We start from the raw sequence: 11973 nt of genomic DNA on the forward strand, positions 1-11973 counted from the left end.
GGCCATGGCCGAGGCGCCGACCAGCGTCACCAGGGTCACCGTGAAGCCGGCGACGATGCTCGGCAGCGCCTCCGGCACCAGCACCTCGCGGATGATCGTCCAGCGGTTGCCGCCCATGGCGCGCGCAGCCTCGATCAGTCCGTGGTCCACCTCGCGCAGCGACACTTCGGCGATGCGCGCGTAGTAGGGCGTGGCGGCGATAGACAGCGGCACGATAGCCGCCCAGGTGCCGATCGAGGTGCCGACGATCAGCCGCGTGACCGGGATCAAGGCGACGAGCAGGATGATGAAGGGAACGGAGCGGAAGCCGTTGATGACCGCAGCGAGGGCGCGGTTTACCCACAGGCTTTCGGCGATGCCGCCGCGATCGGTGGCGACCAGCGCCAGGCCGAGCGGCAGGCCGAAGACCAGCGAGATGAGGCCGGAGGCTCCGGTCATCAGCACCGTTTCCCAGGTCGAACGGAGGAGAAGCTCAAACAGAACCGGCGACATGGCCAAGCACCTCCACCCGCGCCTGGCGGGCCTCCAGGAACGCGATCAGTTTCGGTAGTCGATCGGCATCGTTGCCGGGCACCGCGAGGAACAAAGTGCCGACAGGCTGCTGCTGGACATGATCGATACCGCCATGGACGAGGCGAAACGGTCCCGGCACAGCGGTTGCAAGGTCCGACAGGAGCGGACCGCGCGCGGCCTCGCCGGCGACATCGATCCTCAGGATCGTCTCCACGCCAATGCCCGCAGCCATCCGGCTGGCGATCTCATCAGGCAGTTGCGGCCGGATGCCGCCGAGCAGGCTCCTGGTGATCTCGGACCTCGGACCGGCGAAGACCGACCAGACAGGGCCTTCCTCGACGATCCGCCCGGCATCGATCACCGCGACGCGGTCGGCGATCGAGCGGATCACCTCCATCTCGTGGGTGATGAGCAGGATGGTGAGGCCGAGCCGCCGGTTGATGTCCTTGAGCAAAGCGAGGATCGATCGCGTCGTCTCCGGATCGAGCGCCGAGGTCGCCTCGTCGGACAACAACAGCGCGGGGCGCGCGGCAAGCGCCCTGGCAAGGCCGACACGCTGCTTCTGGCCGCCCGACAGCGCGGCCGGATAGGCTTTTGCTTTCTCCGACAGGCCGACGAGTTCCAGCAGTTCAGTCGCGCGCGCCAGACGCTCGGCCCGGGGCCGGCCCTCGATCTTGAGCGGCAGCGCGACATTGTCCTCGACGGTCTTGGCCGAAAGCAGGTTGAAATGCTGGAAGATCATGCCGATGCGGCGGCGCAGCGGCTGCAGTGCGCGCTCGCCGAGCCGGCCGATCTCGCGGCCCTCTATGAACACCGCGCCGGTATCCGGGCGCTCCAGCCCGTTCAGGCAGCGGATCAGCGTCGACTTGCCGGCGCCGCTGCGGCCGATGATGCCCAATATCTCGCCCTTGCGCACCGTCAGCGAGACGCCGTCGAGCGCCGGCGTCACACCGAAGCGGCGTTTCAGGTCGACGAGGCGGACGACATCTTCCCGATCCGCCGGAGGGCCGTGCGCCGGATCGGCCAGTTCGGCCGTGACATGCTGGTTCATCTTTCTTTCCGTTTCAGCGATCCGCAAACGCGATAGCGGCCCGCCGAACAGCGGGCCGCCTGCTGCTGCAAGCCAGGCGCCGATCAATAGGCGCTGATGCCGGTGCCCCTGTAGACCTTGTCGAATTCGGCCTTCACCGTTTCGTTCTGGTAGGAGGCGACCAGCGTCTTCACCCAGGGTTCGTTCTCGCTGCCGGCCTTGACGGCGATGAAGTTGCGGTAGGGATTGTCGGCCACCGGCTCCTGGGCAATGCGGTTGTCGGGACCCAGGCCGCTCTTCAGCGCCCAGTCGGTGTTGACGACGGCCGCGTCGAGATCCTCGACCGAGCGGCCGACGATGCCGGCATCGAGTTCCTTGATGGCGACCTTCTTCGGGTTCTCGGCAATGTCGGCGGTCGTCGCCAGGATGCCGGTGCCGTCCTTCAGCTTGATCACGCCCTCGTTCTGCAGCACATGCAGGGCGCGGCCCTCGTTGGACGGATCGTTGGGCAGGCCGATGACGGCGCCTTCCGGCAGGTCGGCGACCTTGGTGTATTTCTTCGAATAGAGGCCGATCGGCCAGACGCCGGTATAGCCGACGGGGACGATGTGATAGCCTTGCGTCTTGATCTGGTTGTCGAGATAGGGCTTGTGCTGGAAAGCGTTGGCGTCGATCTCGCCGCGTTCCAGCGCCTCGTTGGGCTGCGTGTAGTCGTTGAAGACGACCGTTTCGATGGTCAGGCCTTTCTCGGCCGCCTGGGCGACGACGACGCGCCAGACATCCTCGTCCTCGCCGCTGATGATGCCGACCTTGATCGCCTTCTTGTCCTCGGCGAAGGAGGGCGTCGGCGCGGTGAGGCCGACAACGGCAAGCGCCGAGGCAAGAAGCGCCGCAAGTCCAGCGCGCCTGGTGATTGACGTAGCGAGAGATGCTGAAGCGTTGCCGCGTTCGGACATGGTTCTTTCCTTGCGATCCTGAAATCGTTTCGGCTTGGCGGGATGCGAAGCCTTGATACCAGCATCGGCAATGCTGGGCGTCCGATCAAAGAACTGCTTTTCTTCTCAGGAACCGAGCAGGAAATATTCTCTCAAAGATATTGCGACAGTGAGCACGCCTGATGGTGGGCACCGCGATACGGGTTATGCGACTGGCGACTCCCAGAATCGACGGTGCCGCCTTGACCAACGTGTCGAGTGGTCAGAACGTCTCGACCCAGGGCCGCAAGTCGACCTCGAAGCTCCAGGCGCTGCGGTGCTGGCGGTGGACCGCAAGATAGGTCTCGGCAATCGCGTCCGGCGACAGGCGGCGATCCGGCCGGTCCGGCTCGGCCGCCTGCCCGGGCGGCTCGATCTGGCCGTCGATGATGAAATGCGCAACGTGGATGTTCTTTGGGCTGAGCTCGCGCGCCATCGACTGCGCCAGTCCGCGCAGGCCGAATTTCGGCATGGCGAAGCCGGCCGATCCCGAAAAACCTTTCAGGCTTGCCGTGGCGCCGGTGAACAGGATCGAGCCGGAACCGCGCGCCAGCAGCCGCAGCGCCGCCTGCTGGCCAACAAGGAAGCCGCCATAGGCGCCAACCAGCAGCGCCTGTTTCACGGCGTCCGGGTCGAGCTCGGCGATCGGTCCGCGCGTGCGCCCGCTGGCGTTGAAAACCGCGACATCGAGCGAGCCGACCTTGTCGGCGGCCTCGAACAGTCGGGCAACGGAGGCGGCATCCGATACATCCGTTTCCACCGCCTGTGCGCCGATCTCGCCGGCAAGTGCCGCAAGCTTGTCGACATTGCGAGCGGCAAGGACGACGCGGAAACCTTCCTTGCTGAGAAGCCGCGCCAACGATGCGCTGAGGCCAGCACCAGCGCCTGCGATCACTGCGACATTGGCTGCCATGATTTCCTCCTGCGAATGCGGCACGGTTGGCGTGGCCGACGCCTCTTCATCGGACAGCGTCGCGCCTTCGGCGGCAAGAGGCAAGAACGGTGTTGCTCGATTTTGGCCGCCCGGCGCAAAAGGGGGGCCGGTCCGACGGCAGGTTCCATCGCGACACCGCGAAACGCTTGCCTGCAGGACCGATCCGTCCGACAGGTGGTTCAACGGCGATTCGAGGAGCGACCATGCAACCAATCTGGGCCGTCGGCCTGATGACAGGCACCGTACTCGACGGCAATATCGACGTGGCGCTGATCAAGACCGACGGCGAGCGCATCGCCGACTTCGGCACCTACACGCTGGCGCCCTACGCGCAATCGATCCGCAGCCTTTTGGAGGAGACGCTGCGGCGGGCGCGCCTCTGGAACTTCGTGGGACCGGAGCCGGAGATCTTCCGCGAGGCCGAGGAGGCGCTGACGCGCGCGCAGTCGGCGGCGGTCAAGGATCTCGTGGAAGGCCAGGGCATGACGATGGCCGATATCGGCGTCGTCGGCTTCCACGGCCAGACCGTTCTGCACCGCGCCCCGCAGCCGGGGCGGATCGGCCGCACCCGTCAGCTCGGCGACGGCGAATTGATGGCCGCCATTCTCGGCACTAAGGTCGCCTATGATTTCCGCTCGGCCGACGTGGCCGCCGGGGGACAGGGCGCGCCGCTCGCCGCCACCTATCACGCGGCGCTGCTCAAGGAGGCGGACGCCAGCGGCGACACCGCCGTGCTCAATCTCGGCGGCGTCGGCAACGTCACCTGGTGGGACGGCAAGGACAACATCGTTGCCTTCGACACCGGTCCGGCCAATGCGCCCGTCAACGATTTCATCAAGGCGAAGGGCCTCGGCGAGATGGACCGCGACGGCAGGCTGGCGGCGGCCGGCACGGTCGACGAGGAACGGCTCGCGCTGCTGCTTCAACATCCGTATCTCACCAAACCCTATCCGAAATCGCTCGACCGTTTCGACTTCACCGCGGCGATGGCGGACGGGCTCGGCACCGAGGACGGCGCGGCCACGCTGACCGCTTTCACCACCGCCGCCGTCGGCAAGGCGCTCGATCTCCTGCCGCGCCGACCGAAGCGGCTCGCGGTCAGCGGCGGCGGCCGCCGCAATCCGACCATGATGGCGATGCTTGCCAGCCGCGCCGGCGTCGAAGTCGTGCAGGCGGAGACCCTCGGCTGGAAGGGCGACGCGGTCGAGGCCGAGTGCTTCGCCTTCCTGGCGGTGCGCGTGCTGCGCGGCCTGCCGATCAGCTTTCCGAGCACGACAGGCGTGCCGCAGCCGATGCGCGGCGGGAGGCTGGCCGGGTAGGTTCCCGTTCGACGCAATTGCGGACGGAAACCGCTTCACACTTTCCTGGAATTGCTCTGATCAGAGGGCGAGCAGGCTCTTCTGCAGGAAGATGCGGCTGCGGCCGAGCGGAAAGTCATCCAGCGCGCCGAATGGCCGGTAACCCTGGCGCTCATAGGCCTTGACCGCTTTCGGATTGAAAGTGTCGATCCAGGCGCCGTGGCAGCCGCGCGCCACCGCCTCCTGTTCGGCGGCCTCCAGCATCTGGCCTGCCATGTGCTGGCCGCGCAGGCTCTCATCGACCCACAGCCATTGCACGAACAGCCAGCCCCAGGCGGTGTAGCCGGAGATGCCGGCGACCACCTTGCCCGCCTCGTCGCGCACGAAGACGGCGAGCGACTTTCGGCCCGAGGCGCCGACATCGGCGTCGTTGAAGGCCGTGAGTTGCTCGCCGAGGAAGGCGAGTTCCTGCGCCGAAGGATCGGCGGTGGTCTCAAGCGTCGTCTTCATCGCTTCGGCTCGTTCGGTTCCATTTGCCAGCCTTAGCGAAGGACCGAACAGGGACGCAAGCTTACTGCTGGGCAGTGCCTGCCGAGCGCCATGCCGCCGCCGAAGCGGCGACCAGCATCAGCAGGGCCGCGATCACGGCGCAATTGGCGAAGCCGAGGCTCGTATAGAGCGGCCCGAAGCCGGCGGTGCCGATGGAGACAGCGAGATAGGTGACGGAGCTGTTCAGGCCCATGATGGTGCCGCGCTGCGTGGGGTCGAGCGCGGTCAGGCGCATCACCAGGACGTTCAGCCCGAAATGGTTGGCAAGACCCCAGAGGGCGATCGTCGCCATGAGCAGGCCGAAGCTGCCGCTGGCGGTGGCCATGGCGACATAGACGGCCGCCACCAGCAGATAGGCGAACGGCATGACGCGCCGCGCGCCGAGGCGGTCGATGACGCCGTCGAGAAGGGCCGCCGCGCCGAAGCCGAGGCCATAGGCGGCCGCCGCAAAGCCGTTGGCGCTGACCGGCTCGCCGAGGCCCTGGTGAAGGTGATCGCCGAGATAGCCGTAGACGCCGTAGAAGGCGGTCATGAAGGCGCCGCAGGCGATCAGCAGCGGCAGGATGCCGGGAACGGCGAGCGCCCCGAGCGGTGAAGGCGCCGGACCGCTTTTCTTGCTGTCGCGCAGCGAACTCATAGTCAGGCCGACGACGGCGGTCGCGGCCAGGAGCGCGACGGCGGCGAAGACGGCGCGCCAGTGCACGAGATCGGCAAGCACGGCCGACAGCGAGACGCCGGCCACCATGGAGAGCGTCCAGCCGGTCAGCACGACACCGATGGTGCCGCTTTCACGGCCTGGCGGCGCGATCGCCGCCGAGCTCGCGTAGATCGCCGGCATGGCGACGCCGGCGGCGATGCCGGCGACCAGCTGGGCCGCGACCAGCGCCGTCACCGTCGGTGCCAGCGCGCTGGCGACCAGGGCCAGCGCCAGCAGCAGCAATGCGCCCTGCAGCATGCGGCGCGCGCCCACCCGGTCGATATAGCGGGCAAGGAAGAGCGCGCTGGCCGAGGTGCCGAGGCCAAAGGCAGCGGCCGCGCTCATCACCGCCGGCACGCTCGTCCCGAACGAGGTCGCCACGGCGGGCGCAATCGGGCCGAGAACCAGCGAGTTGGAACCGATGACGGCGATGCAGCCGGTCAGGAGATAGGCGAGCGCCGGGATCGGCGGCCGGGGCGCCGTCACCAGAATTGCTGATTGATCACTGTTCGACATATGCTCATAATGGCCGTATTTAATTCGGCATCAATGAGGAATTCCGATATGGATGAAGAAACAGATGGCATTCAGCGGAACAGGCAGCCTGCCCGCGATATCGACCCGATCGACCGAAAGATATTAGGCATCCTGGTCGACGACGCGACCATTAGCTACGCCGAGCTCGGCGATCGCGTCGGCCTGTCGCCGCCAGCGGCGCATGAGCGGGTGAAGCGCCTCAAGCGCAGCGGCGCCATCCGCGCCACGGCGGCCATCATCGACCCCAGAGCGGTGAAGAAGCCGCTGCTCGCCTTCGTGCATATCGACACCAGGGGCTGGGGCAAGACGCCGGAGCTGATGGCGGTGTCCGAATTCCCCGAAGTCGAGGAGATCCATACCGTGGCCGGCGACACCTGCATGCTGCTCAAGGTCCGCACCGAGGACACGCGCGCGCTTGAGGGATTGCTGTCACGGCTGTATGAAACGCCGGGCGTCACCTCGACACGCAGCTATGTGGTGCTGTCGACCTATCTCGAGCGGCCGGTGCAGCCCGGCATCACGCAAGAATGGCCGGCGCCCCGGCATATGGCCACGCCGGTCTACTAGAGCATGATGCCGAAAAGTGTGAAGCGGTTTTCGGACGACATCATGCTCTATTTCTTCTAGGCGTTACCCTCACTGCAAGCTGCACACGTTTCTGCACAAAATTTACGCATGCAATAATTTCTCATAACGCGTTGAAACTTGAAAACTTGTCTGTAAAATTTCACCTTGCCGGTGCGCGCCGGCGCGCTCTAAGTAGCTGCCGGGCAGTCGCATGGGCCAAGGTTTGGATGTCCATGCCGCGAGGGTTGGAATGGCGATGACGCACAAGACGATGGAGGATTTCGCCCGTTCCTGCGGCGTCTCCAGACCGACGCTGTCGAAATATTTCGACGATCCGACCAGCGTCAAGCCGGCGACCAGGAAGCGCATCGAGGAAGCGCTGCGCTCCTCCGACTATCAGCCCAATCTGTTTGCCCGCAACCTCAACCGCAAGCGCACCCGCAGCATCGGCATCGTCGTGCCGACGGTGACCGACCCGTTCTATTCGGAAATGGTCAGCCGCATCGAGCTTCGGCTGCGCGACGAAGGCTACTGGCCGATCGTCATTTCCTCGCACGGCTCGACCGAGCTCGAGGTCGAGGCGACGCGGACCATCCTATCCTTGAAGGTCTCCGGCGCGCTCGTCGCGCCGCTCGGGCGGCGCTCCGATCACCGCACGCTGGAGAAGCTGACGCAGGCCATCCCGATCGTTTATTTCGACACTTATCTCGAAGGCGGCACGCCCTTCGTCGGCAACAACAACACGCAGAGCGTCGCGACGATCGTCGAGTACCTCTGCCGTTCGGGCGACGCGCCGGTCTATTTCGATATTCCGCATGTCAACCACAACTCGACCGAACGGCTGGCCAGCTATGTCGCCTCGATGAAGCGGCTCGGGCATGAGCCGATCTCCATCGGCAATACCAGGGACTACACTTGGGATTTCGAGCGGATCGGCTACGAACAAACCGAGAGGATGCTTGCCAGTGGCGGCCTGCCCGGCAAGACCATCCTGTGCAACAACGATCGTCTCGCCTTCGGCGTGATGGCGGCCGCCTTCTCGAAGGGGATCAAGGTCGGCCGCAAGGCGGACTGCGACCTAAGGGTCGCGGCGCATGACGATCATCCGCTCAGCCGCTACACCTGCCCCGGCCTCACCACCATGGCGCAGGACTTCGCCGCCATGGCCGGGCGCAGCGTCGAAACGCTGCTGGGGCTGCTCAACGAGGACGGGACGGCGGTGGCGCCCAAGGTCAATCTCGACGCGACGCTGGTGATGCGCCAGTCGGCGTGACCTGAACCTCGACCGACCCGACCCAGCTCAACCGGGATCGAAGCTCCGCCAGGCGGCGACCGCCGCCTCGACTGCCTGCCGCGATGCCGGGCCGTGGCGGCCCATCGAGACGAAGCCGTGGATCTGGCCCGGCCAGCGCTTGAGCACCACCGGCACGCCGTCGTCCTGGAGGCGCCTGGCATAGGCCTCGCCCTCGTCGGCGAGGATGTCGTGGCCGGCGATGGCGACGAAGGCCGGGGCGGCACCGGCAAGGCCTTTCCTCTTCAGCGGCGAGACGCGCCAGTCGTCGATGTTGCCGGCGTCGCGAACATATTGATCGCGGAACCATGCCATGGTCGAGGCGGTCAGGCCGAAACCCTCGGCGAAGCGTCGGTAACTGTCCGCCGTCTGCGCGGCATCGGTGTTGGGGTAGAGCAGAAGCTGTGCGGCGAGCGGGATACGGTCGTCCCTTGCGAGCAGGCTGAGCACAGTCGCGAGATTGCCGCCGGCGCTGTCGCCGGCAACGGCGATGCGCCGCGCATCGATGCCGAGAGCGGCGGCCTCATCCCGCATGAAGGAGAGCACGGCGCGGCAGTCCTCGACCGCCGCCGGAAACTTGTGCTCCGGCGCCAGCCTGTAGGCGGGTGAAACGACGACGCAAGCCGCGATGTTGGCGAACCAGCGGCAGATCTCGTCATGCGAGTCGAGATTGCCGATCACCCAGCCGCCGCCGTGCAGATAGAGCAGCGGCGGAGCAGCCTGGGCCGGCGCCCCCTGCCCGCGATAGATTCTTACCACCAGCGATCCGCCGGGTCCGGCGAGCGTGCGCTCACCGACCGATCCAACCGGCTCGCGCTCGCCCTGCAGCTCCGGAAAGCCCTGGTCATAGGCGCGGCGCGCCTCGTCGGGAGTGCCGGTCTCGAACGGCGGGGGGCAGCCTGCCGGCCGAGTTCGAGCACGTGGCGGGCTTGCGGATCGAGCCCGGTTGCCGTCGAGGGCGATGTCGTCATCGGGCGGCCTCCCGTCAGGCCAGCAGGCTCGTCGCCTCGTCCTCGGCGAGAAGCGGCGGCTGGTCGACGGTGCCATTGACGGCAACCGATCCGCGGCTCTCGCCCGAGGCGAGGATCGCCTCCATGATCTCCAGCACATGCAGCGCCAGTTCGCCGGAGGCGCGCGGCCTCCTGCCTTCGGACAGCGACCGGACCAGATCGGCGACACCGAGCATGCGGTAGTTGGCGCGGTCGGGCGCGGCATAGGGCCAGTTGCGCGCGCCGTAGAGCTCGCCGTCGCTCTCGAAATCCTTCCAGTCGGCGCCGCGCGCCGACAGCGAGACGGTGCCGCCGAACGTGTCGGGATCGGGGAGTTTCAGCGAGCCCTCGGTGCCGTGCAATTCGATCGGATGGTTGGAGTGCCTGAAGACATCCCAGGAGGCGCCGAAGGTGACCGTGGCGCCGGAGCGGAATTCGAGCAGCGACAGGATGTTGGTCGGCGTGCCGACCTTGAAGCTGGTGTTCTTGAAGGGACCGTCGGCGGTGATCAGCCGCTCCTCCTGGCCGCGCGTCGCCATGGCCATGACGCGGGCGACCGGGCCGAGCAGGTTGACCAGCATCGTCAGGTAGTAAGGGCCCATGTCGAAGACCGGGCCACCGCCGGGCTGATAGTAGAATTGCGGATTGGGATGCCAGTGCTCCATGCCGCGCCCCATCATGAAGGCCGTGCCGGTCACCGGCCGGCCGATGGCGCCCTCGTCCATCAGGCGGCGCGCACGGCGCCCGGCGGCACCGAGGAAGGTGTCGGGGGCCGAGCCGAGCAGCAGGCCGCGGCTGGCTGCTTCGGCGACCAGCCGGCGGCCGTCGCCGGCCGAGGTTGCCAGCGGCTTTTCGGTGAAGACGTGCTTGCCGGCCGAAAGCGCCGAGAACGAGATGTCGAAATGCGCCGCCGGTATCGTCAGGTTGAGGACAAGTTCGATGTCCGGGTCGGCCAGCAGCGCGTCGACGCCGAGCGCGCGGATGCCGTATTCCTTGGCATGGAGCGCCGCCATGTCGGCGGAAATGTCGGCACAGGCGCGCAACTCCATCCCGCCGAACAGAGCCGCATTGCGCAGATAGGTCATCGAGATGTTGCCGCATCCGATGACACCGATGCCGAGCTTTGTCTTTGATTTTCCGTGCATTTTCGATCGTACCTCCCAACGCGGCCACGGCTTGGCCGCACCCTGGTGCCAGCAATGGATCACAATCGAAAGCCGCTATACAACATTTTAATTCTTGACGCGCGTAAAAATTTTATGGAGCATATGGAAACGCTGACGCAGCAGATTTTGAAAACAACCGATTGGGGAATTTTGAACTCATGAGCCTCGGAACCAAGGTGCGCCTTGCGCGCCTCTTCTCGCATCCATCGGGGAATCTTTTTGGCGGCGCCGTCGACCACTTCGTCGGCTATGGCGACGTGCGCAAAGGCGGCCTTGCCGACCTGCCGGGCGCGCTGGCGCGCGTCATGGCGGGCAAACCCGACTACGTCAGCATCCAGCCTGGCACCGCCCGCCATCTGTGGCCGCAATATGCGGGCAAGGCTTCCCTGGTGATCCAAGCGGGTTGCTTCACTCCGGACGATCGCATCAGCGAGCTGATCGCAACGCCCGAGGATGCGGTGCGCGCGGGGGCCGATGCGTTGGCCGTGGCCATTCCGGTGCGCGGCGCGACCGAGGGCAAGTACATACGCTGGCTGACCGATTCGGTGAACGCGGCGGCTCGCTACGGCATGCCGGTGGTGGCGCATATCTACCCGCGCGATTTCACCGACGGGGCGAAAATCGTCTTCACCCCCGACGAGATCGCCTATGCGGCGCGCATCGGCTACGAGTCCGGTGTCGACGTGATCAAGATCGGCTACACGGGCGATTTCGAGTCGTTCCGAGAGACCGTCCGGACCTGCCCGGTGCCGGTTGTAATCGCGGGTGGTCCGAAGACCGATACGCTGCTCGGCGCGCTTCAGCAGACGGCGGACGCCATCCGTGCCGGGGCGCGCGGCGCCGTGGTCGGCCGCAATCTCTGGGGGCATGGCGATCCGCAGAAGGCAGCGCTTGCCTTTCGCGGCGTCATCCATGACGGCCTTTCGGCGCAAGAGGCGCTTACGAAGGCGGGTGCCTGAACGATGCCCACCGTCCCCTCGATCCTCGGCTTCGGCGCTATTGCGATCGACGACATCGTCTACGTCGATCAGCCGTTGTCGGCGGGCAAGGGGAAGGTTCTGCAAAGTGCCCGGGCTTTCGGGGGAAATGTCGCGACGGCGCTGGCCGCCGTCGCGCGGCTCGGCGGAACCGCCGGGTTCATCGGATGGCTGGGCACTGGCGCGGACGACGCCGCGCTGCGCGATCTCGTGGCGAGCGGTGTTGAAACCGCATTCGCGCCGCGCCACCCCGACGCGCGCCCGGTGCGCTCGCGCATCACCGTCGGTTCTGACGGGGAACGGTTCATCGCGTATGACGACGATGCGATGCTGGGCACCGCTCCGGAATTTCCGGACGATATTCTTGGCCGCGCGACCGCGCTGATCGTCGATAGCTACGCGATCCGGTCGCTGGATGTCGTGGCCCGGGCTCGCGATCTCGGCCTTGCGA

Annotated in this window: 12 protein-coding genes and 1 pseudogene; 5 read left to right on the forward strand and 8 right to left on the reverse strand. The window is 66.4% G+C overall.

Annotated features, from left to right (window positions below):
* The 4 genes from EN742_RS09760 to EN742_RS09775 form a co-directional block, all read right to left on the reverse strand.
* Positions 1-492, reverse strand: a 492-nt coding sequence (locus EN742_RS09760; RefSeq protein ID WP_148670062.1) for a methionine ABC transporter permease, incomplete at its 3' end; no start/stop codon positions are given.
* A complete protein-coding gene (locus EN742_RS09765) occupies positions 473-1564 on the reverse strand; it encodes a methionine ABC transporter ATP-binding protein (protein ID WP_126056119.1) in 1092 nt (363 codons plus the stop codon). The genes EN742_RS09760 and EN742_RS09765, both read right to left, overlap by 20 nt.
* An 83-nt stretch (positions 1565-1647) precedes the next feature.
* Positions 1648-2499, reverse strand: a complete 852-nt coding sequence (locus tag EN742_RS09770) for a MetQ/NlpA family lipoprotein (protein ID WP_128332733.1) — start codon at positions 2497-2499, stop codon at positions 1648-1650.
* A 241-nt stretch (positions 2500-2740) separates the two neighbouring features.
* Entirely contained in the window at positions 2741-3430 is a 690-nt protein-coding gene (locus tag EN742_RS09775) for an SDR family NAD(P)-dependent oxidoreductase (RefSeq protein WP_128332734.1), read from the reverse strand.
* Positions 3431-3654: 224 nt separating this feature from the next.
* On the opposite strand from EN742_RS09775, the gene EN742_RS09780 reads away from it, so the two are divergent.
* A complete protein-coding gene (locus tag EN742_RS09780; RefSeq protein ID WP_128332735.1) occupies positions 3655-4770 on the forward strand; it encodes an anhydro-N-acetylmuramic acid kinase in 1116 nt (371 codons plus the stop codon).
* 60 nt (positions 4771-4830) lie between these two features.
* Here the strand turns inward: EN742_RS09780 and EN742_RS09785 are convergent, their stop codons facing one another.
* Together EN742_RS09785 and EN742_RS09790 are read right to left on the reverse strand one after the other, a co-directional pair.
* Positions 4831-5259, reverse strand: a complete 429-nt coding sequence (locus EN742_RS09785; RefSeq protein WP_127405571.1) for a GNAT family N-acetyltransferase — start codon at positions 5257-5259, stop codon at positions 4831-4833.
* A 61-nt stretch (positions 5260-5320) separates the two neighbouring features.
* Positions 5321-6511, reverse strand: a complete 1191-nt coding sequence (locus EN742_RS09790) for an MFS transporter (protein WP_128332736.1) — start codon at positions 6509-6511, stop codon at positions 5321-5323.
* 48 nt (positions 6512-6559) lie between these two features.
* On the opposite strand from EN742_RS09790, the gene EN742_RS09795 reads away from it, so the two are divergent.
* A complete protein-coding gene (locus EN742_RS09795; RefSeq protein ID WP_126056125.1) occupies positions 6560-7099 on the forward strand; it encodes an Lrp/AsnC family transcriptional regulator in 540 nt (179 codons plus the stop codon).
* Between the two features lie 250 nt (positions 7100-7349).
* A complete protein-coding gene (locus tag EN742_RS09800; RefSeq protein ID WP_127405572.1) occupies positions 7350-8372 on the forward strand; it encodes a LacI family DNA-binding transcriptional regulator in 1023 nt (340 codons plus the stop codon).
* 27 nt (positions 8373-8399) lie between these two features.
* Here the strand turns inward: EN742_RS09800 and EN742_RS09805 are convergent.
* Together EN742_RS09805 and EN742_RS09810 are read right to left on the reverse strand one after the other, a co-directional pair.
* Positions 8400-9361, reverse strand: a pseudogene (locus EN742_RS09805) (alpha/beta hydrolase).
* A 14-nt stretch (positions 9362-9375) separates the two neighbouring features.
* Positions 9376-10524, reverse strand: a complete 1149-nt coding sequence (locus EN742_RS09810; protein ID WP_127405573.1) for a Gfo/Idh/MocA family oxidoreductase — start codon at positions 10522-10524, stop codon at positions 9376-9378.
* Positions 10525-10703: 179 nt separating this feature from the next.
* Between EN742_RS09810 and EN742_RS09815 the strand changes: the two genes are divergently transcribed.
* Together EN742_RS09815 and EN742_RS09820 are read left to right on the forward strand one after the other, a co-directional pair.
* Complete coding sequence (locus tag EN742_RS09815) at positions 10704-11504, forward strand: class I fructose-bisphosphate aldolase (RefSeq protein WP_127422243.1); 801 nt, start codon at positions 10704-10706, stop codon at positions 11502-11504.
* Between the two features lie 3 nt (positions 11505-11507).
* Positions 11508-11973: PfkB family carbohydrate kinase (locus EN742_RS09820; RefSeq protein ID WP_245492284.1), on the forward strand; the 466-nt coding region annotated here is incomplete at its 3' end.

This window comes from Mesorhizobium sp. M4A.F.Ca.ET.020.02.1.1, from assembly GCF_004022645.1.
Taxonomy (GTDB): Bacteria; Pseudomonadota; Alphaproteobacteria; order Rhizobiales; family Rhizobiaceae; genus Mesorhizobium.

What these genes read in the sequence shown, in the direction of transcription:
- EN742_RS09765 (WP_126056119.1), bottom strand. Translation starts at nt 1,564, where the DNA reads ATGAACCAGCATGTCACGGCCGAACTGGCCGATCCGGCGCACGGCCCT.
- EN742_RS09770 (WP_128332733.1), bottom strand. Translation starts at nt 2,499, where the DNA reads ATGTCCGAACGCGGCAACGCTTCAGCATCTCTCGCTACGTCAATCACC.
- EN742_RS09775 (WP_128332734.1), bottom strand. Translation starts at nt 3,430, where the DNA reads ATGGCAGCCAATGTCGCAGTGATCGCAGGCGCTGGTGCTGGCCTCAGC.
- EN742_RS09780 (WP_128332735.1), top strand. Translation starts at nt 3,655, where the DNA reads ATGCAACCAATCTGGGCCGTCGGCCTGATGACAGGCACCGTACTCGAC.
- EN742_RS09785 (WP_127405571.1), bottom strand. Translation starts at nt 5,259, where the DNA reads ATGAAGACGACGCTTGAGACCACCGCCGATCCTTCGGCGCAGGAACTC.
- EN742_RS09790 (WP_128332736.1), bottom strand. Translation starts at nt 6,511, where the DNA reads ATGTCGAACAGTGATCAATCAGCAATTCTGGTGACGGCGCCCCGGCCG.
- EN742_RS09795 (WP_126056125.1), top strand. Translation starts at nt 6,560, where the DNA reads ATGGATGAAGAAACAGATGGCATTCAGCGGAACAGGCAGCCTGCCCGC.
- EN742_RS09800 (WP_127405572.1), top strand. Translation starts at nt 7,350, where the DNA reads ATGGCGATGACGCACAAGACGATGGAGGATTTCGCCCGTTCCTGCGGC.
- EN742_RS09810 (WP_127405573.1), bottom strand. Translation starts at nt 10,524, where the DNA reads ATGCACGGAAAATCAAAGACAAAGCTCGGCATCGGTGTCATCGGATGC.
- EN742_RS09815 (WP_127422243.1), top strand. Translation starts at nt 10,704, where the DNA reads ATGAGCCTCGGAACCAAGGTGCGCCTTGCGCGCCTCTTCTCGCATCCA.